Annotated in this window: 22 protein-coding genes and 1 tRNA gene; 9 read left to right on the top strand and 14 right to left on the bottom strand. The window is 65.7% G+C overall.

Annotation, left to right across the window (positions count from 1 at the left end; genetic code table 11):
• Positions 1–19: 19 nt before the first annotated feature.
• Both FHW58_RS13995 and msrA read right to left on the bottom strand, forming a co-directional pair.
• Positions 20–418, bottom strand: a complete 399-nt coding sequence (locus FHW58_RS13995; protein ID WP_179673749.1) for a DUF1842 domain-containing protein — start codon at positions 416–418, stop codon at positions 20–22.
• Positions 419–527: 109 nt separating this feature from the next.
• Complete coding sequence (gene msrA / locus FHW58_RS14000) at positions 528–1,031, bottom strand: peptide-methionine (S)-S-oxide reductase MsrA (RefSeq protein ID WP_179673750.1); 504 nt, start codon at positions 1,029–1,031, stop codon at positions 528–530.
• Between the two features lie 195 nt (positions 1,032–1,226).
• Between msrA and FHW58_RS14005 the strand changes: the two genes are divergently transcribed.
• A complete protein-coding gene (locus FHW58_RS14005) occupies positions 1,227–1,634 on the top strand; it encodes a response regulator (RefSeq protein WP_179673751.1) in 408 nt (135 codons plus the stop codon).
• On the opposite strand, the gene FHW58_RS14010 is transcribed toward FHW58_RS14005, so the two are convergent.
• Positions 1,635–2,288 (bottom strand): energy transducer TonB, encoded by a 654-nt coding sequence (locus FHW58_RS14010; protein ID WP_179673752.1) that lies wholly within the window; start codon positions 2,286–2,288, stop codon positions 1,635–1,637.
• A 56-nt stretch (positions 2,289–2,344) separates the two neighbouring features.
• Between FHW58_RS14010 and FHW58_RS14015 the strand changes: the two genes are divergently transcribed.
• On the top strand, positions 2,345–2,584 hold the full coding sequence (locus FHW58_RS14015; protein ID WP_179673753.1) for a hypothetical protein: 240 nt from the start codon (positions 2,345–2,347) through the stop codon (positions 2,582–2,584).
• 244 nt (positions 2,585–2,828) lie between these two features.
• Here FHW58_RS14015 and FHW58_RS14020 read toward each other — a convergent pair whose 3' ends face one another.
• Both FHW58_RS14020 and FHW58_RS14025 read right to left on the bottom strand, forming a co-directional pair.
• A complete protein-coding gene (locus FHW58_RS14020; RefSeq protein WP_179673754.1) occupies positions 2,829–3,662 on the bottom strand; it encodes an alpha/beta fold hydrolase in 834 nt (277 codons plus the stop codon).
• Positions 3,663–3,905: 243 nt separating this feature from the next.
• Positions 3,906–5,171, bottom strand: a complete 1,266-nt coding sequence (locus tag FHW58_RS14025) for an aminotransferase class V-fold PLP-dependent enzyme (protein WP_179673755.1) — start codon at positions 5,169–5,171, stop codon at positions 3,906–3,908.
• A 107-nt stretch (positions 5,172–5,278) separates the two neighbouring features.
• Here FHW58_RS14025 and FHW58_RS14030 point away from each other — a divergent pair, with 107 nt between their 5' ends.
• Both FHW58_RS14030 and FHW58_RS14035 read left to right on the top strand, forming a co-directional pair.
• Entirely contained in the window at positions 5,279–6,244 is a 966-nt protein-coding gene (locus FHW58_RS14030; RefSeq protein WP_179673756.1) for a LysR substrate-binding domain-containing protein, read from the top strand.
• A gap of 24 nt (positions 6,245–6,268) precedes the next feature.
• Entirely contained in the window at positions 6,269–7,018 is a 750-nt protein-coding gene (locus FHW58_RS14035) for an ABC transporter substrate-binding protein (protein WP_179673757.1), read from the top strand.
• Here the strand turns inward: FHW58_RS14035 and FHW58_RS14040 are convergent.
• Complete coding sequence (locus FHW58_RS14040) at positions 7,006–7,893, bottom strand: LysR family transcriptional regulator (protein ID WP_179673758.1); 888 nt, start codon at positions 7,891–7,893, stop codon at positions 7,006–7,008. The two genes, FHW58_RS14035 and FHW58_RS14040, sit on opposite strands and share 13 nt — an antisense overlap.
• A gap of 104 nt (positions 7,894–7,997) precedes the next feature.
• Between FHW58_RS14040 and dld the strand changes: the two genes are divergently transcribed.
• The 4 genes from dld (at position 7,998) to FHW58_RS14060 (ending at position 11,779) form a co-directional block, all read left to right on the top strand.
• Complete coding sequence (dld, locus tag FHW58_RS14045; RefSeq protein ID WP_179673759.1) at positions 7,998–9,707, top strand: D-lactate dehydrogenase; 1,710 nt, start codon at positions 7,998–8,000, stop codon at positions 9,705–9,707.
• Entirely contained in the window at positions 9,700–10,761 is a 1,062-nt protein-coding gene (locus FHW58_RS14050) for an FUSC family protein (protein WP_179673760.1), read from the top strand. Before dld ends, FHW58_RS14050 begins: the two co-directional genes overlap by 8 nt.
• A 30-nt stretch (positions 10,762–10,791) precedes the next feature.
• Positions 10,792–11,109 carry a YkgJ family cysteine cluster protein gene (locus tag FHW58_RS14055; protein ID WP_179673761.1) on the top strand — a complete coding sequence of 106 codons (318 nt, stop codon included), beginning with the start codon at positions 10,792–10,794 and terminating at the stop codon, positions 11,107–11,109.
• Positions 11,110–11,194: 85 nt separating this feature from the next.
• The gene (locus FHW58_RS14060) at positions 11,195–11,779 is read left to right on the top strand and encodes a hemerythrin domain-containing protein (RefSeq protein ID WP_179673762.1); all 585 of its coding nucleotides are present in this window, start codon (positions 11,195–11,197) and stop codon (positions 11,777–11,779) included.
• 30 nt (positions 11,780–11,809) lie between these two features.
• Here FHW58_RS14060 and FHW58_RS14065 read toward each other — a convergent pair whose 3' ends face one another.
• The 4 genes from FHW58_RS14065 to pepN all read right to left on the bottom strand — a co-directional run bounded on the left by FHW58_RS14065 (position 11,810) and on the right by pepN (position 16,240).
• Positions 11,810–12,100, bottom strand: coding sequence for a BLUF domain-containing protein (locus FHW58_RS14065; RefSeq protein ID WP_373996687.1), 291 nt, complete (start codon positions 12,098–12,100; stop codon positions 11,810–11,812).
• 241 nt (positions 12,101–12,341) lie between these two features.
• Positions 12,342–12,417, bottom strand: a tRNA-Thr gene (locus FHW58_RS14070).
• A 106-nt stretch (positions 12,418–12,523) separates the two neighbouring features.
• Entirely contained in the window at positions 12,524–13,528 is a 1,005-nt protein-coding gene (locus FHW58_RS14075) for a class 1 fructose-bisphosphatase (protein ID WP_179673764.1), read from the bottom strand.
• A 69-nt stretch (positions 13,529–13,597) separates the two neighbouring features.
• Positions 13,598–16,240, bottom strand: a complete 2,643-nt coding sequence (pepN, locus tag FHW58_RS14080; protein WP_179673765.1) for an aminopeptidase N — start codon at positions 16,238–16,240, stop codon at positions 13,598–13,600.
• A gap of 192 nt (positions 16,241–16,432) precedes the next feature.
• Here pepN and FHW58_RS14085 point away from each other — a divergent pair, with 192 nt between their 5' ends.
• On the top strand, positions 16,433–17,101 hold the full coding sequence (locus FHW58_RS14085) for a DUF4136 domain-containing protein (RefSeq protein ID WP_179673766.1): 669 nt from the start codon (positions 16,433–16,435) through the stop codon (positions 17,099–17,101).
• A 91-nt stretch (positions 17,102–17,192) separates the two neighbouring features.
• Here FHW58_RS14085 and FHW58_RS14090 read toward each other — a convergent pair whose 3' ends face one another.
• The 4 genes from FHW58_RS14090 to FHW58_RS14105 are packed head-to-tail and all read right to left on the bottom strand — an operon-like array spanning position 17,193 to position 19,945.
• Positions 17,193–17,663: a DUF6328 family protein gene (locus FHW58_RS14090; protein WP_179673767.1), complete on the bottom strand. Its 471-nt coding sequence runs from the start codon at positions 17,661–17,663 to the stop codon at positions 17,193–17,195.
• The gene (locus FHW58_RS14095) at positions 17,660–18,634 is read right to left on the bottom strand and encodes a quinone oxidoreductase (RefSeq protein ID WP_179673768.1); all 975 of its coding nucleotides are present in this window, start codon (positions 18,632–18,634) and stop codon (positions 17,660–17,662) included. The genes FHW58_RS14090 and FHW58_RS14095 overlap by 4 nt, the downstream gene beginning before the upstream one ends.
• A 13-nt stretch (positions 18,635–18,647) precedes the next feature.
• Positions 18,648–19,037: a methylglyoxal synthase gene (locus FHW58_RS14100; RefSeq protein WP_179673769.1), complete on the bottom strand. Its 390-nt coding sequence runs from the start codon at positions 19,035–19,037 to the stop codon at positions 18,648–18,650.
• 11 nt (positions 19,038–19,048) lie between these two features.
• The gene (locus FHW58_RS14105; RefSeq protein ID WP_179673770.1) at positions 19,049–19,945 is read right to left on the bottom strand and encodes a DMT family transporter; all 897 of its coding nucleotides are present in this window, start codon (positions 19,943–19,945) and stop codon (positions 19,049–19,051) included.
• Between the last annotated feature and the right edge of the window lie 51 nt (positions 19,946–19,996).

Here is a 19,996-nt window from a genome sequence, read left to right on the forward strand (position 1 = left end):
CGTTGAGATGGCAAAAAGATCAATATACCACCTCCGGCAGCACTGCGCGCGCCACGCCGTCGCGCACTTCGATCAGGCGCGGAAATAATTTACCGATGCTCATTTTGTAACACGCCTGGCCATCCTTCCACGCGGTCGGCAGCACCATCAGCAGCTGGAACGAGGTGGGCGTTTCGTCGGCGGCGGCGAACATCGGCGGCGTGCCGGCCAGCACGATGGCCTGCAACGCGGTGTCGCCCTCGATTTCCATCAGGTGGCCGCGCACCGATATATCGTGGACTTCGCCGGTGACGGTTTCCAGCATGGCGCTGCCGACCACGCTGTCGGTGGCGCGGTTGACCACCAGATTCAGGCGCAGGGAGGGACGGCCGAGGCTGGCACTGTGGATCTCATAAACGGCGGCAAATAACTGACTCATGGCATTCCTAAAGTGAGGAGGTGAAACACGCTCCGCACTCTAGGACTGCCGCCCGAAAATTGCCTTCCGAATACCTTCGGATTTGTAAGCTACTGTTTTTTAACGCAGTTTACCGCTTGGGCAAGACCCAGCCCGGCCGCACATAATGGCAGGTGTAGCCGTTGGGAATGCGCTCCAGGTAGTCCTGGTGCTCCGGTTCGGCCTGCCAGAACGGGCCCGCCGGCGCCACTTCGGTGACCACTTTGCCCGGCCACAGGCCCGAGGCGTTGACGTCGGCGATGGTGTCCTCGGCCACGGCCTTCTGCTCGTCGTTGACATAGAAAATTGCCGAACGATAACTCATGCCGATGTCGTTGCCCTGGCGATTCGGCGTGCTCGGGTCATGGATCTGGAAGAAGAATTCCAGAATCTTGCGGTAGCTCAACACCGCCGGATCGAACACGATCTCGATCGCCTCGGCGTGGGTGCCGTGGTTGCGGTAGGTTGCATTGTCGACATCGCCGCCGCTGTAGCCGACGCGGGTGCTGACCACCCCCGGCATCTTGCGGATCAGGTCCTGCATGCCCCAGAAGCAACCGCCGGCCAGGATGGCCTTTTCCGTGCTGGTCGTCATATTCGATTCCTTTCAGTAAATGTTACTAGCCAAAATGGAGACACCCCCATAATTCTTCAAGCAAACAGCGAAATACCCACTATAATTGACGCTGGGAAAGCAAATCGCCTCCCTTGCGTGACCACTCCCCGTCGCGCCCTGACTTCCCCGGCCTGGACCCAGCCGAACGCAACGTTTTATTTTTCCGTTCTTATCATGGACCAGACCACATCCCAACGTATTCTCGTCGTTGACGACAACAGCGAAGCGGCCGACATCTCGGGCGAACTGCTGGAACTGCATGGCTATCGCACCGCGGTGGCCTATTCCGGCCTGACCGGGCTGGAAGCGGTCCGCACTTTCGAGCCGCACGCCGTGCTGCTCGACCTCGGCATGCCCGGCATGGACGGCTACCAGGTGGCCGCGGCGCTGCGCGCCGTGCCGGACTTCGACCACGTGGCGCTGATCGCCTTCACCGCCTGGGGCGACGTCGTCACCCGCCAGCGCGTGATCGACACCGGCTTCGACGCCCACGTCATCAAGCCGGCCAACCTCGATCGCATCCTGGGCGCCGTGCGCGAGGCGCTGATGGCGCGCGCGCAGCTGTGCGACAGCGCCGGCTGATTATTTGAGCAGCACCCGGCCGAACGCGGTATCGGTGCGTTCGCCCGCCTGCCCGGCCGCATGGGCAAAGCGGCAGCCCGCCACATAGTCGATCGCCTGCGCGACCAGCGCCGGCGGCTGGCCATTCGGCTCGGCCACCACGCGCACCGGCGCGCCGTCGGCGTTCAGCAGGAAGCGCAGCAGGATGCCGTGGCGGTCGCTGGGGCGCTGGTCGGCCTCGCGGAAGGCGGCAAAGCGCCCGGACGGCGCACAGCTGTCGGCCACCAGCGCCGGACGCGCGGCCACCGGTCCGCCCAGTTTCCACACATACTGCAGCGGGAACACGGTACGCTGGCGCGCCGCCTCCAGATCCGGCTGGAACACACAGCGGGCGATGCCCTGCAGCGCCGCCTCGTCCAGAATGCGCCAGCCGCTGCTGCGCGTGACCAGCGGCCGCAGCACCTTGCCGTCGTCGCCGATTTCAAAGCGGATGGTGGTGGTGCCCTCGATTTCGTAGCGGCGCGCCTCGGCCGGCCACTGCGGCTGCGCGCAGCTGGCCGGGCTGACCAGGGACTGGAATGGCGCTTGCGGCACCGCCTGGCCGGCGCGGCTGGCGAAGTTAATGGCGCCAAACACGGCGGCCACCGCGCCGAGCGCGAGGAGTTTGCGGTTCATGCCGCGATCATACAATGATTTACAATGCCGCATCCCCACCGCTCAGGAGCCCTGGCATGGCCGACGAACCGTATCAGCCCATCAGCTGCGACTTCCACGACCTGCTGGAAGTGCACGCCACCCGGCGCCAGCCGACGCGGCTGCGCTTCCGCGACGCCGCCGGCCAGCCGCAGACGCGCGACGCCGTCATCACCGACGTCTACGCCAGAAACGGCGCCGACTATCTCACGCTGAGCAGCGGCGAAACCCTGCGCCTCGACCAGCTGATCGAAGTCGGCGGCACGCCGCTGGCGTGAAGCCGGCCTGCTGCCGCGCGCCGACGCCGGCGCGGCGGCGTACAGCGCCATCCGCATGCCGGGCCAGCGGGCCGGCATGCGCGTGATCCATATCGACCAGCGCAGCGGCATCGGCCGCGTGACGCAATGGGGTGTGGAGTGATGGAAGCGCCGCCGGCGCGGTGTTGCCGCTGCTGGGCGCGTCCATGCTGCTGGCCGCGGCCGTCGCCTGGGGCGCCGGCCGGGCCACAGCGTGGCGTCGTGCTTAGGACTTGAAGAACGCCAGCAGGTCGGCGTTGATCTGGTCGGCGTGGGTGGTTGGCATGCCGTGCGGGTAGCCTGGGTAGGAAATCAGCTTGCCGTGCTTGAGCAGCTTGACCGACTTGGCGCCGCTGTTGTTGAACGGGACGATCTGGTCATCTTCACCGTGCAGCACCAGCACCGGGATGTCCAGCGCGCGCAGGTCGTCGCTGTAGTCCACTTGCGCGAACTGGTAGATGCAGTCGTAGGCCGCCTTGACGCCGCCCATCATGCCCTGGCGCCACCAGTTCAGGCGCACCGCTTCCTGCACTTTCGCGCCCGGACGGTTGAAGCCATAGAACGGCATGGTCAGGTCCATGTAGAACTGCGAACGGTTGAAGGCGGTGCCCTTGCGGATGTCGTCGAACACGCTCAGTGGCACGCCGTCCGGATTGGTGGCCGACTGCACCATGATCGGCGGCACGGCGCTGACCAGCACCGCCTTGCTCACCAGGCCCTTGCCATGCTGGCGCACATAGCGCGCCACTTCGCCGCCGCCGGTCGAGTGGCCGACGTGGATGGCGTTCTTCACCTTCAGCGCGGCCACCACGGCGGCGACGTCGGCGCTGTAGGTGTCCATGTCGTTACCGTGGTCGGTCTGGGTCGAACGGCCATGGCCGCGACGGTCGTGGGCGATGACGCGGAAGCCGTGCTGCAGGAAGAACATCATCTGGTTGTCCCAGTCGTCCGAGCTCAGTGGCCAGCCGTGGTGGAACCATACCACCGGCGCTTCTTTCGGGCCCCAGTCCTTGTAGAAAATCTGAGCGCCGTCTTTAACTGTTACGAAACCGCTATCCATGTTGAATGCTCCTTGATGAGTGTTGGAAGATGGCGTCGCGGCAGAGGCGATCGCTGGGATGCCCGCTGCCGCGGCAGCGACAGCACCCAGGCTGCCGACGATGGCCGAGCGGCGGGACGAGCTAACCTCGGATGAAGTCTTTTCGGAATTCACGTGATACTCCTGTGTGAGTGATTAGGATGGCAAAGCCAGTCCCCATTGGAACCGAACGGCCGCTCGTTTGTAACCCGCCTAAAGGTAGGCTTATCCCGTTCGAGATAACTCCTTCAAGGCCAACACAAGTTGCTCAAGATCACTTTCGCGCGTGAACAGGCCGGGCGTGACCCGAATGCAGGCGCCGCCCACCGGCCCCTTGCGCGCCACCGTGAAGAGGCGGTATTGCTCGAACAGCCGGTTGGACAGCGCCACGTTCTGCTCAAACGTGGTGTGGCCGCGCAGGCGGAACGAGGTCACCGCGCCGTAGCTGCCCGCTTCGTCCGGTGTCAGCACCTGGATGCCATCCAGCCCGCGCACCTGCCGCACCCAGTGGTCGCGCAGTTCGCGCAGCCGGCGGCCGCGGTTGGCCACGCCGATGTCGTCATGCAGCTTGAGCGCCGCCGGAATGGTCATCAGCGCGGCCGCGTTGACGGTGCCCGAGTGCACGCGCGAGCGGATGTCGCTGGCCGGATAATCCTCGTCGCCGCGTTCGACGCCGATGTCCGCCAGCCGCTCCTTGCGGATGTAAAGAAAGCCCGTGCCCAAGGGCGCACCGACCCACTTGTGCAGATTGGCGCCGATGAAATCCGCGCCCAGGTCGGGCAGCTTGTAATCGAGCTGGCCCCAGGACTGCGCCACGTCGACAATCACGTCGATATGACGCGCCTTGGCCAGCTTGACGATCTCCGCCACCGGCAGCACAAAGCCGGTGCGGTGGTTGATGTGGGTCAGCAGCAGCAGCCTGGTACGCGGGTTGGCCAGCATGGCCTGCTCGTAGACGTCGATGGCGGCCTGGCGGTTGACCGGCTCGGGCATCTTGACCAGCGCCACCCTGGCGCCGTTGCGCTGGGCCAGATCGTTCATCGCGTACTGCATGGCGTCGTAATCCAGGTTGGCGTACATGATGGTGTCGCCGCGCCTGAGCAGACGGTAATTGCAGATCAGGTTTTGCAACGACTCGGTGGCGCCGCGCGTGATGGCCAGTTCCTCCGCCGCCACGCCGGTGTGCGCGGCCAGCAGCGCGCGCAGCTGCTCCATGCCGGCGCGGTCGAACTGGCGCCGCAGGTACATGGAATTGTAGCGGTTGAGGTAATCGATATTGCGCTTGAAGTCCTCCGCCACCGGCCGCGCCATGATGCCGTAATAGGCGTTTTCCAGGTTGACGAAGTCGCCGGCGATGTCATAGCTGCGCGCCACCGCTTCCCAATCCGCCGCCGTCGACGGCGCCGCCAGCGACACGCCGCTCGCCCCCAGTGCCGTCACGCCCGCCGCCGCCCCCAGCAACCTGCGCCGCCCCGCCTGAAATCCATCCATGCCCCGCCTCCCGAAAGTTGATCTTGCAAGCCAGTATAAGGAGAAGTCGCCGCGCTGCACGTTGCCTGATTTATCATTCCATAAATTCCAGTTATAGGGCCCCTGCCATGTTGAGCCGCGAAATCGAGATCTTCCGCGTTGTGATGACCACCGGCTCCGCCACCAAGGCGGCCCGGCTGATGAACCTGACCCAGCCCGCCATCAGCCAGTCGCTGCGCCGGCTGGAACACTCGGCCGGACTGGCGCTGTTCCAGCGCACGGGCGGCAAGCTGCAGCCCACGCCGGAAGCGCGCGTGCTGCTGGCCGAGGTGGAGCGGCACTTCGTGGGCATGGAAGTGATCGAGCAGCGGCTGCGTTCCTTGCGCCAGTTCGGCGTCGGGCGCATCCGCGTGGCCAGCTTTCCCGGCATCGGCGTCGGCTTTCTGCCGCGTGTCCTGGCCGATCTGACGCCAGAGCGGGAACGCACCCTGGTATCACTGCAGATTATGGGCTCGCAGGACGTCCGCAAGCGCATTCTCAGCAACGAGGCCGAGCTGGGCGTGGTGGCCGACGACGTCTCCACCAGCGGCATCGAGGCCACGCTGTTCGCTCACTACTTCGGCGTGGTGGCGCTGCCGGCCGGCCACGCGCTGGCGCGCCACAAGCGCGTGACGCCGGCGATGCTGGCCAAATACCCGTTCATCGCGCTCAATCCGGAGGACAGCGTGAGCCTGCGGCTGGACCGCATCTGCCGCCAGCACGGCGTGGAACTGCGGACGGTGGTGGAGTGCCCGTTCACTATCAGCCAATGTGAACTGGTACGCAACAAGGTGGGCATCGCGCTGGTGAATCCCATCACCGCCTGCGACTACCTGCATGCCGGCCTGGTATTCCGGCCCTTCTCCGAGCGGCTGACCTACACGTCGCTGACGGTGCAGCCGGCCGGCCAGCCGGCGCCCTCTTTCATAAGGCAGATGCTGGGAGCGATGCGCAAGCGGCTGGAAGCCGATATGCTGATGCTGTCGGCAGCGATGTCCGGCGGCGACAGCGTCGGCCCGCTGCATAGCTTCCACCCGCTCACCGGCGCATCATAATCAACACCATCCAAGGAGTGTTTCATGCCAGGAGTGACACGCCGCAGCGCGCTGACGGCCATGGCGGCAGGCGCCGCGGCCGGGGCCTTACCGGTCCTGCCCGGCCTGTCGCATGCCGCCCCGCAGCGCGCGCCGCTGCGCCTGACCATCGTCAACCTGATGCCCTGGGCCGGCAACGACGCGCGCGGCCAGCCGGTCGGCGCGCTGATCGACCTGTGCGGACAGCTGGCCGCGCTGGCCGGCATGCCGATCACCCCCATGCTGGTGCCTTACGGCCGCGCGCCCTATATGCTCAATAGCGGCGGCACGGAGCTGATGCTGGCCATCGATACCAGCAGCAGCAGCAGCAGCGCCATCGAATACGTCGGCACCGTCGACATCGTGGTGCTGGGCCGCAGCGGCTTCCGCTACCAGCGGCTGGACGACCTGTTCGGCCGCACCGTCGGCACGCTGCGCCACAGCGGCTACAGCCCCGGACTGGAGGCCGAAGCGCGCATCCGCAAGCACGCCTTCGACAGCTACGACCAGGGCCTGCGCATGCTGCAGGCGGGCCGCCTGGACGCGGTGATGGGCGTGGACAACAGCATTGCCCACGCGCTGGGCAACGCCGCCGGCCAATTCAGCCCGCGCTATCCGATGGCGCGCGGCCGCGTGGCCCTGTACGCCGACGCCAGGATCGGCGCCGACGCCATCGCCGCGCTGCAAGCCGCCTGCCGCCAGCTGCGCCAGAAAGGCGCGATGGACGAGCTGCTGCAGCGCTATCAGCGCCGGTAGAACTGCTTGACCATCGACGTGAAATTCTTCACCGTCACCGACTTCTCGCGCGGCCGCGTAATCAGCGCGATCGCCGTGCCCAGCTCCTTGTTGCTGATGTCCTGGTAGGTCACGCCCTCGGCGCGGAACTGGCCGATCGACTCCGGAATGATGGCCACGCCGAAGCCCGCCGCCGCCATATTGACGCCCGACGAAATCTGCGGCGACTCCATCTCGATCTTGGGCGAGAACCCCGCCGCGCGGCAGGCGCTGATGATGGCGTCGTGCAGCTCCGGGCCAATCGCGCGCGGATACAGGATGAAGGGATCGCCGGCCAGCTGTTTCAGGTCGATGGTGCGGCGCTTGCCCATCGGGTGCCCGCTGGGCAGCACGGCAATCATCTTCTCCTGCACCAGCGGCGTGACCACCAGGTCGCCGCAATCGAGCGGCAGGCGGATCATGGCGCAATCGACCTGCGCGTCGGCCAGCTTGCCCAGCAGCGCCACGCTGTTGCTCTCCTCGGTGCGGATCTTCACGCCCGGATAGCTCTCGCGGAAGCTGCGCAGCAGCCGCGCCACGGTCGGATGAAACACCGTGGACCCGGCAAAGCCGATCGACAGATGCCCGCTCTCGCCACGCGCCGTTTTCTTTACCTGCTCCAGCGCGTGGTTGGCGTCGTCCAGCACGCGGCGCGCATGTTCGCGGAAGATCTCGCCGGCCTCGGTCAACTCCACCCGGCGCGGATGGCGGATGAACAGCTTGGCGCCGATTTCCCGTTCCAGCTTGAGGATCTGCTGGCTCAACGGCGGCTGCGCGATGCCCAGCCGCTCGGCCGCCACGGTGAAATGCAGGTGCTCTGCCACGGCCAGGAAATAGCGTAACTGGCGAAACTCCATCGTTGTCCTTTCATCTTGAAGTGCACTGACTGATATCTTTTTCGTCTTGAAAAGACTACCACGAAATATTGGATTCGCGCCTGCGCGTCTCGTAAGCTGTACCCATGACGACCTCACTCATTCCCCACCTGATCGGCATCGTCGGCAAGCAGCATGTGCTGACCGGCGACAGCCAGACCCGCCGCTACCGCACCGGCATCCGCTTCGGCAGCGGCAAGGCGCTGGCGGTGGTGCGTCCCGGCTCGCTGGTGGAGCAATGGCGTGTGTTGAAGGCCTGCGTGGCGGCCAACGTCATCGTCATCTCGCAAGCGTCCAACACCGGCCTGACCGGCGGCTCGACGCCGGATGGCGACGATTACGACCGCGAGATCGTCATCGTCAGCATGAGCCGCATGAGAACCGTGCACCTGATCGAAGACGGCAAGCAGGTGGTCTGCCTGCCCGGCGCCACGCTCGACCAGCTGGAACGCGCGCTGGCGCCGCTGGGCCGCGAGCCGCACTCGGTAATCGGCTCCAGCTGCATCGGCGCCTCGGTGTTCGGCGGCATCTGCAACAATTCCGGCGGCGCGCTGGTGCAGCGCGGCCCGGCCTACACCGAACTGTCGCTGTTCGCCCGCGTGGACGCGCAGGGCCGGCTGGTGCTGACCAATCACCTCGGCATTTATCTCGACGGCGATGAGGAAGCCGTGCTGGCCGCCGTCGAGCGCGGCGCCTTCGCGGCCGGCGCCATCGTCGCCGATGCCGGCGCCGTCCACGACCACCGCTACGTGGACCACGTGCGCCAGATCGACGCCGCCACGCCGGCGCGCTACAACGCCGACCCGAGCCGCCTGTACGAGGCGTCCGGCTCGGCCGGCAAGGTAATGGTGTTCGCCGTGCGGCTGGACACCTTCCCGATGGAGAAAGACCCGGTGGTGTTCTACATCGGCAGCAACCGCATCGACGAACTGACCGACGTGCGCCGCGCGGCGCTGGGCCAGTTCACGCACCTGCCCATCGCCGGCGAATACCTGCACCGCGACGCCTTCGCCGTGGCCGAGAAGTACGGCAAGGACACCTTCCTGCTGATCCAGCACCTGGGCGCCGCGCGCCTGCCGGCCATGTTCGCGCTCAAGGCCCGCTGCGACGCCTTCTTCGACAAGCTGCCCTTCCTGCCATCCAACCTGACCGACCGCATCGCCCAGGGAATCAGCGCGCTGCTGCCGCGCCACCTGCCGCCGCGCATGATGGACTACCACCAGCGCTACGAACACCACCTGCTGCTCAAGGTGAGCGCACAAGGCGCGGACGAAGCGCGGCGCTACCTGCAAGGCTACTTCGGCGGCGCCGAGGGCGGCTACTTCGAATGCACGCCGGACGAAGGCGCCAAGGCCTTCCTGCACCGCTTTGCCGCCGCCGGCGCCGCCAACCGCTACCGCGCCGTCCACACCCGCACCGTGGAAAACATCCTGGCGCTGGACATCGCCCTGCCGCGCAATCAACGCAACTGGTTCGAGACGCTGCCGCGCGATATCGAAGAACCGCTGATGCTCACGCTGTACTACGGCCACTTCCTGTGCCACGTCTTCCACCAGGACTACATCGTCCGCAAGGGCCACGACCCGATGGCGATCGAGCACAAGATGTGGGCACTGCTGGACGCGCGCGGCGCCGAATATCCGGCCGAGCACAATGTGGGCCACCTGTACTACGCCAAGGAGGCGCTGCGCCGCCACTACCAGGAACTGGACCCGTGCAACTGCTTCAATCCCGGCATCGGCCACACGTCAAGGCGCGCCTTCTACCGTGAAGAGACGGAGGCCGCGCATGCTTAAAGCACTCGTGGCCAACGCCACCGACAAGGCCAATCTGCTGGAAGGCATGCGCGCCGCCTCGGCCTCCGCCCTCATGCTGCTGGTGGGCTGCGCACTGCACGCGCCGGATTTCGCCTGGGCCGCCATCGGCGCCTTCTGGACCTCGCTGGCGACGGCCTCGGACAGCGCGCGCCACCGCGTGGCGTCGATGCTGTCGTTCGCCGCGCTGTCCACGCTCACCGGCGGACTGACCACCTATGCCGCCAGCTTCGGCACGATGGCCGGTGCCGCTGCCCTCTTCCTGTGGGTGACCAGCGCCGGACTGGCGCGCATCTGGGGCGCCAAGGCCTATCAGGTGGCCATCCTCGCCGCCACCGCCTGCGTGGTGATGGTCGACCGTCCATGGCACGGCGACGCCGGCGGCATGGCCTGGCTGGCGGTGTACCTGGTCGGCTGCCTGTTCGCCACCGCGCTGAGCGTGATGATCTGGCAGATCGGCCCTCAAACGCCGGAGCGCTACAGCACCAACTGGCGGCAAGCCGCCGTGCAGTCGGTGCGCGAAGGACTGCGGCAGCTGCGCGACCACGCCACGCTGTCCAGCGACGGCCTGCACTTCGCGCTGCGGCTCGGCATCGCCACCACGGTCGCCTACCTGACGGTGCACCTGCTGCACCTGCCCTACGGCTACTGGGCCACGATGGCCGTGCTGCTGATACTGCAGCCATCGGCCTCCGGCACCCTGCCGCGCAGCATGGAGCGCGCGGTCGGCACCGTGGTCGGCACGGTGATCGCGATCGGCATCAGCGGCGTGGCGACGTCGCCGCTGGCAATCGCGCTGGCGGTGTTCCCGCTGATCGGCCTGACGATGACGCTGCGGCCGGCCGGCTATGGCGTCTTCGTCGCCTTCCTGACGCCATCGTTCGTGCTGGTGGCCGATTACGCCATGCCGCTGGTCGACGAATACAACTACGCGCTGGCGCGGCTGGAAAACAACCTGCTCGGCAGCGCCATCGCCGTCATCGCCACGCTCACCCTGTGGCCGCTGACCGAACGCCTCAGAAAGTCAGTAGAATAAGCGTCTTCCCAACCAGGAGACCAAGCCGGCATGCCCTACGATTGCCAATCCTGCGGCGCCTGCTGCGCCGTATTCCGCGTCAGCTTCTACTGGAGCGAGACCACGCTCCATCCAGACGGCACCGTGCCCAGGGAACTGGTCACGCCGGTATCGCCCTGGCACGTGGCGATGAACGGCACGCTGCAATCGCCGGTGCGCTGCGCCTGCCTGAGCGGCGAAGTCGGCCAGGCCGTCAGCTGCACTATCTACCCGCAGCGCTCCAGCACCTGCCGCGAATGCGAAGCCGGCGACGCCACCTGCCTGCGCGCGCGTGAGCTGGCCGGACTGCCACTACAAGCCACGGTCTGACAAACAAATCGGCGTCCTCCTACGCCCCCGGCGCAGCGCCGCCGATATCATGGACCTCCCAGCCACCACGCCAGGAGACACCGCCATGTTTGCGCTCAAAAAACTCAGCCCGACCATCACCGACATGATCCGCTTCGACCACTCGCACGTGCTGGTCACCTTCCACCAATACACGATCGACGCCAAGCCCAAGGTCAAAAAAGCGCTGGCCGACACCATCTGCAACGCCCTCGAAATCCACGCCACGCTGGAGGAAGAAATCTTCTACCCGGCCGCCCGCACCTTCGACGCCAACGAGCCGGTGCTGCTGAAAAGCGTGCCCGAACACAACGAAATGCGCCGCCTGATCGCCGAACTGCGCGCCACGCCCGCCACCGACCTGCACCACGGCCAGCTGCTGCACCAGCTGATGCGCGAAGTGATCCACCACGTGGCCGACGAGGAAACCGTGCTGCTGCCGCACGCCGAGCGCGTGCTGAGCAAAGACCGCCTGAGCGAGCTGGGCGCGGACATGACCAAGCGCCGGCTGGAACTGGTTGGCCCCAAGGCCGGCAAGCTCGCCATCGACACCGCCGTCGGCTTCTCCGGCAGCACCACCGCGCTGGTGCTGGGCATCGTCGGCACGGTGGCGGCAGCCACGCTGCTGACCCGGAAAGCGAAAACCGCCTGACGGCAACGGGAGCCTGGCGCCGGCCAGCCGCTATCGGAAGGCCACACCGGAGGCGATTTGCTCCCACACCACCTGCAGCAATTGCTTGCCCTTCGACCGCCCGGCAGGCAGCGTATCGGCTTCCCTGGCGGGCCAGGCGGCGGTTAATAATCGGCTGAAGCTGTTGGCCTCCAGCGGCGCATAGCCCATGGTCCAGGCGGCGAAGTCGCGCGTCTCGATCGGCTCATCGACCAGCAGCAAAATGTCCCTGTGGCGCCGGTCGACCTGGATCGACGCGAACAGCGTTTGCAAAGGCCCAGCCGGGCCTTCAATGCACTGGATGAAGTGCGGACGTTAATGCTCCAAGTGTGATTGTATGGCGCCTCATCCTAATCTCCAGCTAGAACAAGGGTAATTATTCCTGGTCTTTAATTACCGCCATTGCTAAAACGCAAACCTGCGCTTAATACCAATAAGTCTGCACTGAGAAAATAATAATTCAGGGGGGCGCTGCTATTGAAAGAGGAGCGAATACAAAAAACCCGCTTTCCTCAACGAGAAAAACGGGTTTCTTGATTGTTCCTGGTGCCGCTGACCGGAATCGAACTGGTGACCTTCGCATTACGAATGCGCTGCTCTACCGACTGAGCTACAGCGGCGACGACCCGCATTCTAACAAAGAACCTTCCGTCCAACCAGTCCCAAAACAATAATTTTTGGAACTGGTTGCAACTATTTCATTGCCTTGTGCGGATAGGCGGCTATTCAGCCCTCGGCGTGGTAGGCGGTGACCACCGCCACTTCGTCGCGCGAGCCGAGGAAGACGGGCACGCGCTGGTGCAGTTTGTGCGGCTGGATGTCGAGGATGCGCTGCTTGCCGTCGGTGGCCGCGCCGCCCGCCTGTTCGACGATGAAGGCCATCGGGTTGGCTTCGTACATCAGGCGCAGTTTGCCGGGCATCGAGGTGTCGCGGGTGTCGGCCGGGTACATGAAGATGCCGCCGCGGTTCAGGATGCGGTGCACGTCGGCCACCATCGAGGCGATCCAGCGCATGTTGAAGTTGGTGCCGCGCGGGCCGGTGTCGCCGGCCAGCAGCTCGCTGATGTAGCGCTGCACCGGCGCGTGCCAGTGGCGCTGGTTGGACATGTTGATGGCGAATTCCTTGGTCTTGGCCGGAATCTGCATGTCGCGCTGGGTCAGCACCCACGAGCCCATTTCACGGTCCAGCGTGAAGCAGTTGACGCCGTTGCCGGTGGTGAGCACCAGCATGGTCTGCGGGCCGTACACCGCGTAGCCGGCGGCCACCTGCTTCGAGCCGGGCTGCATGAAGTCGGCTTCGCTCGGCTGGGTCATGCCTTCCGGCGCCTTCAGCACCGAGAAGATGGTGCCGATCGAGACGTTGACGTCGATGTTCGACGAGCCGTCCAGCGGGTCGAACAGCAGCATGTATTCGCCCTTCGGATAGCGGTTGGGAATCGGGTGGATCGATTCCATCTCTTCCGAGGCCATGGCCGCCAGGTGGCCGCCCCATTCGTTGGCTTCCAGCAGGATTTCGTTGGAGATGATGTCCAGCTTTTTCTGCACTTCGCCCTGGACGTTTTCGGTGTCGGCGCTGCCGAGCACTTCGCCCAGCGCGCCCTTGCCGACCGAGTGGCTGATGGTCTTGCAGGCGCGCGCCACCACTTCGATCAGCAGGCGCAGCTCTGCCGGGATGTTGTTGTGGAGGCGCTGCTCTTCCACCAGGTATTGCGTGAGGCTGACTCGTTTCATGGGTTCCCTTGGTAGTAATGTAATGGTTTTCTTTGCTCAGCATGGGCTCCTGCTTTCGCAGGAGCGACGCTAGGCGGCCAGCGCTTTCGTCACGACTTCGGCGACGTCGTTCGACAGCTTGTGGCTGGCGACCTTTTCCAGCGCCTGCTTCATCTTGGCCTGCAGCGCCGGCGCGTAGCGGCGCCAGCGGTCCAGGGCGCGCGCCAGGCGCGCCGCCACTTGCGGGTTGATGGCGTCCAGCTGGATCACGTACTCGGCCCAGAAGGCGTAGGCGCTGCCGTCCACCGCGTGGAATTGCGACGGGTTGGCGTTGGTGAAGTTGAAGATCAGCGCCCGCGCGCGGTTCGGCGTTTTCAGCGTGAAGGCCGGGTGCTGCATCAGCTTGCGGATCGCGGCCACGTTGGCGGTCGGCGCCGAGGCCTGCATGGCGAACCATTTGTCGATGACCAGCGCTTCGTTGTCGAAGTCGTCGTAGAAGGCTTGCAGGTAAGGGCCGGCGTCGGCGCCGCTGTGGATCAGCGCGACCAGGGCGGCCGAGCGGTCGGTCATGTTGGTGGCGGTTTCGCACTGCTGTTGGGCGAGGCGCAGCTCGTCCGCCTGGGGCGCCACCAGCAGGTAGGACAGGCACAGGTTTTTCAGCGCGCGCTTGCCGGCCGACAGCGCGTCCGGGCTGTATTCGCCCGGCGTCTGATTGGCGTGGTATTGCGCCAGCAGTTCCGGCTTGAGCGCGGCGCCGATGGTGCGGCGCATGTACTGGCGCGCGGCGTGGATGGCGTGCGGGTCGACCACGTCCATCTGCTCGGCGATGATGGTTTCCGAGGGCAGGATCAGCGCCAGTTCGCGGAACGCCGGGTCGAGCGACTCGTCGGTCAGCACGGCGCGCATGGCGTTGATGAAGGTGCTGTCCAGCTTGAGGTGGGCGCTGCCGTGGGCGGCCACCTGCGCGGTCAGCTTCAGCAGGCGCTCCATGGCCAGGCGCTGGCCGGCTTCCCAGCGGTTGACCGGGTCGCTGTCGTGGCTGAACAGGTGCAGCAGTTCGTTGTCGGTGTAGTCGTATTCGAGGATCACCGGGGCCGAGAAGTCACGCAGGATCGACGGCGTCGGGCGCTCGTCGACGTGGCGGAAGCGGAAGATCTGCTCCTGCTCGGTCAGCTCCAGCACCACCGTGGTGGCGCCCTTGTCGTGCTGGCCGTTTTCCAGCGTCAGCGCCAAGTCCTTGCCGTTGGCGCCCAGCAGGCCGACCGCCACCGGAATGTGGAACGGCTGCTGGCCCGGCTGGCCGCGCTGCGACAGGATGATGTCGAAGTGGCGCTTGACGGCGTCGTAGCGGGTGCGCGCGGTCACCACCGGCGTGCCGGCCTGCGAGTACCAGCGCTCGAACTGGGTCAGGTCGCGGCCGTTGGCGTCGGCCATGGCGAAGCGGAAGTCGTCGCAGGTGACGGCCTGGCCGTCGTGGCGGTCGAAGTACAGGTCCATGCCCTTGCGGAAGCCGTCGCGGCCCAGCAGGGTCTGGTACATGCGCACCACTTCGGCGCCCTTCTCGTACACGGTGACGGTGTAGAAGTTGTTGATCTCGACGAAGGAGTCGGGCCGCACCGGGTGCGACATCGGGCCGGCGTCCTCCGGGAACTGCGCCTGGCGCAAGGTGCGCACCTGGTCGATGCGGGTGACGGCGCGGCCGGAGTCGGTGCCGATCATGTCGGCCGAGAATTCCTGGTCGCGGAACACGGTCAGGCCTTCCTTCAGCGACAGCTGGAACCAGTCGCGGCAGGTGATGCGGTTGCCGGTCCAGTTGTGGAAGTATTCGTGGCCAACCACCGCCTCGATGCCGGCGAAGTCGACGTCGGTGGCGGTGCGCGGGTTGGCCAGCACGAACTTGGTGTTGAAGATGTTCAGGCCCTTGTTTTCCATCGCGCCCATGTTGAAGTCGCCCACGGCAACGATCATGAAGCGGTCCAGGTCCAGCTCCAGGCCGAAGCGCTCCTCGTCCCAGCGGATCGAATTCTTCAGCGACTGCATGGCGTAGTCGGTCTTGTCGAGGTTGCCCTCTTCGACCCAGACCTGCAGCAGCACGGTGCGGCCGTCGGCCAGCTTGAATTGCTCTTCCTGGCACACCAGCCTGGCCGCGACCAGCGCGAACAGGTAGGACGGCTTCTTGAACGGGTCTTCCCACTTGGCGTAGTGGCGGCCGTCGCCGAGGTCGCCCTCCTCGACCAGGTTGCCGTTGGACAGCAGCACCGGGTACTGCTGCTTGTCGGCGCGCAGCATCACCGTGTACTTGGCCATCACGTCGGGACGGTCGGGGAAGAAGGTGATGCGGCGGAAGCCTTCGGCCTCGCATTGCGTGAAGAAGTTGCCGTTGGAGACGTACAGGCCGGACAGCGTGGTGTTCTCGGCCGGCGCGCACAGCGTTTCAATATCCAGCACCACGGCGGCCGGGGCGCTGCGGATGGTCAGCGTCGATTCGTTGAGCTCGTACTCGCCGGCGGCCAGCGGCTTGCCGTTGAGGCGGACCTGCACCAGGTCGATGTCCTCGCCGTGCAGCACGAGGTCATGGCTGGCCGACGCCGGGTTCTGGCGCAGCGTGATGCGGTTGGCCACCACGGTCTGCGCCGGGGCCAGGTCGAATCCGAGTTCTACGGTGTCCACCAGGTAGGCCGGAGGGGTGTAATCTTTGCGGTATATCGTCGTGGGGCTGCTGTCTGTGCGCATTGGAGACTCGGTAGGGACGGAGGCAAAAGCTTATTTTACCAATACGGGACCAGCCCATGCGCGGAATTGGCCGCGCTCTGTTAAAGTTGCTGATTTCCATGATGCCGTAACATTGTGTAATAAAACTGCAGGGTCCGGGGCGGCGTCCTAAACTTAGCCCTGAAAAATACCGTCTCATTGGAGGACTTCATCATGAAATACCTTGCCACACTCGCCACGGCTGCCGTGATGCTGTTAAGCGGCTGCGCCACCACCATCCACAGCAACGTGACCGCGTTCAACGACTGGCCGGCCGACATCCAGGACAAGACCTATGCCTTCGAGGCGCCGCAAGGGGCCGAGGACACGCTGGAATACCGCAACTACCAGGTGCTGGTGGCCAACCAGCTGGGCCAGCTGGGCTTCCACCAGGCGGCCGAGGGCCAGCAGCCTAAGTTGCTCGTGGGCATGAAATACTTCACCATCGACCATCCGGTGCGGGTGCTGCAGGAGGATCCGTTTGGGGGGCCGTACTGGGGTCCTGGCTATTATGGCCGCTGGGGGTATTCGCGTTGGGGCTATCGTCCGTACTTCTACGATCCGTACCGCTTTGGTCCGACCTACGCGGAGGAGCGCATCAAGCACCAGTATCAGCGCCAGCTGCGCGTGACGATCAACAGCACCAGCGGCCGCAAGCTGTATGACGTGACGGTGCAGAATACCAGCGCGGTGCAGGCCACGCCGCATGTGATGCCGGCGCTGGTGCAGAGCGCGTTCACCGGGTTCCCGGGGCAGAACGGCGTGCCGCGCACCATCGACGTGACCATCGATCCGAAGACCGAGACGCTGCAGGCGGCCAATCCGGCGCCCAAGGCGAACTAAGCCTGCACCCCGGACGTAAGGGTCTGACCCCGTACGGGGTCAGACCCTGGCGTTAGCGGTGTGCGGGTTTCGCGGATGCCGCACGCAATTACTACATGCGGCGCTTCATGTAGAGCGGCATCAGCCACCAGGCCAGCAGGATCAGCACCCCCATCACCCCCGCCACCACCAGCCCGATGGTGGCGCCAAACACTTCCGATATCACCAAGTCCGTCCCCAGCACCAGCGCGATCGCCAGCGTGAACGCGCCGGCCACAATCTGCCGCGTGGCAATCCGCTTGAAGCGTGCCCTGTCCTTCAACGGTCGCAACAGCCGGTGCTGGATCGCCGGCGCACTCAGCAGCACCAAGCTGGCCAGCGCAAACACAAACGTCGCCAGGAACAGCAGCTTTTCCACCTGCACAATCTGCGCGAAGCCGGAGTTGAACGGCAAAATCACCAGGAAGGCCGACAGCATCTGCGCCCCCGGCAGCAGGATGCGCATCTCGCTCAGCATGTCCGAGAAGTCGCCGTCGTCGCGCTCGTCGCTCTGGGTGTCGTCGTCGTCGGGGCGTGCGGTCATGGCAGCAGGATGGTCGAGCCGGTGGTCTTGCGCGCCTCCAGGTCGCGGTGCGCCTGCTGCACGTCGGCCAGGGCGTAGCGCTGGCGGATGTCGATCTTCACTTCGCCGCTGCTGACCACGCCGAACAGCGACTTGGCCATCGCCTCCAGATCCTCGCGCCTGGCGGCATACGACATCAAGCTCGGCCGCGTGACGAACAGCGAGCCGCGGCTGGCCAGCTCGCTCAGGCTGAACGGCGGCACCGGGCCGGAGGCATTGCCGAAGCTGACCATGGTGCCCAGCGGCCGCAGGCAGTCCAGCGAGCCGATGAAGGTGTCCTTGCCGATCGAGTCGTACACCGCCGACACGCCCTCGCCGCCGGTCAGCTCGCGCACCCGCTCGGTGAAGTTGTCCTTGTTGTAGTTGATGACGTGGGTGGCGCCGTGCTCGATCGCCAGCGCCGCCTTCTCGTCCGAGCCGACCGTGCCGATCAGCTTGACGCCCAGTACGCGCGCCCACTGACAGGCGATCAGGCCGACGCCGCCGGCCGCCGCGTGGAACAGGATGGTGTCGCCGGCCTTCAGCGCCACCGTGCGGTGGAACAGGTACTGCACCGTCAGCCCCTGCAGCATCATGGCGGCGGCGGTGTCGAAGTCGATCTGCTTGGGCAGCACCAGCAGCTGCGCGGCGGGAATGATGCGCGCCTCGGCATAGGCGCCGAGCGGCCGGCCGCCGTAGGCCACGCGGTCGCCGACCTTGATGTCGGTGACGCCCTCGCCCACTTCCTCCACCACGCCGGCGCCCTCCACGCCCAGCGCGCCGGGCAGCGGTTGCGGGTACAGGCCGGTGCGGTGGTAGACGTCGATGTAGTTGAGGCCGATGGCCTCATGGCGCATCCGCACTTCGCCCGGACCGGGCGGCGGCAGATCGACCTCCACCAGTTCCATCACCTCGGGACCGCCGACGCGGTTGATGCGGATCGCCTTGACCATGGCCGTCTCTCCTTTATGGTTGCGCAGCGGCGCGCTGCTGAAGCTGAGACAGTACCAGATGTGCCGACGCCACGTTGGTGGCGCACGGCGTATTGTGCACGTCGCAGGCGCGCACCAGGGCGTTGATGTCCGGTTCGTGCGGCTGCGGCGTCATCGGATCGCGCAGGAAGATCACGCAGTCGATCATGCCCTCCACCAGCAGCGAGCCGATCTGCAAGTCGCCACCGAACGGGCCGGAGTGCTTGCGTTCGACCTCCAGGCCGACCTCGTTGATCAGGCGGCCGCCGGTGGTGCCGGTGGCCACCAGCGCGCAGGTCGAGAGGAAGGCCTTGTATTCGCTGGCCAGCGTGATCATGTCGTCTTTTTTCTTATCGTGCGCAATCAGGGCAATGCGGAATTTCATGTGTCGTGATCCTATTTTTTGGACAGCAGGTAGATCCCGGCCAGCACCAGGGCGGTGCCGCCCAGCTGCCAGGAGGTGACGGGCTCGCCCAGCAGCAGCGCGCCCAGGAACAGCGTTGATACAGGGCCGATCATACCAGCCTGCGAGGCGGTGCCGGCGCCGATGCGTTCGACGGCGATCATGGTCATGAACACCGGCGCCACCGTGCACAACAGGCCGTTGACCAGCGACAGGCCGTAGACCGGCAATGGCTGGATCAGCCCCGCGGCCGGGCGCAGCAGGAAGAACTGGCCGACGCAGGCGACGGTGGAAACGCACATGGCGTAGGACACCAGCTTCAGCGGGCCAAGGCGCTTGACCATTTCGCCGGACAGTAGCAGGTAGGCGGCGTAGGCGGCGGCCGAGCCGGTGACCAATGCCGCGCCGAGGATCACGTTGCTGCCGCCCAGCAGGTCGTGCACGAACACCAGCACGATGCCGCAGTAGGAGGTTAGCAGCGCCATCCACTGCTTGCGGCTGATGTGTTGCTTGAGGAAGGTGGAGCTGATCAGCAGCACGAAGGTGGGCGTGAGGAACAGGATCAGGCGTTCCAGGCCGACCGAGATGTATTGCAGGCCGAGGAAGTCGAGAAAGCTGGACAGGTAGTAGCCGACCAGGCCGAGGCCGAGGATGCGCCAGCGGTCGGCGCCGGTGAGCGCCGGGCCGGTGCGCATCTTCCACAGCGCGACGGCGGCGAACACCGGCAGCGAGAACAGCATGCGGAAGGCGATCAGGGTGACGGCGTCGATGTGGTAGCGGTACAGCAGCTTGGCGACGATGGCTTTGGTGGAGAAGAGTACCGAGCCGCCGATGGCGATGCCCAGCCCGCTGAGGAAGGCGGCGCGCGTGAGTGGTGTGCTTTTGTCCATGGGGCAATTGTACGGGCAAACCGGGCGGTTCGCTTTCTACCCCGCACCCCA

The organism is Duganella sp. 1224, assembly GCF_013408245.1.
GTDB lineage: Bacteria > Pseudomonadota > Gammaproteobacteria > Burkholderiales > Burkholderiaceae_D > Rugamonas.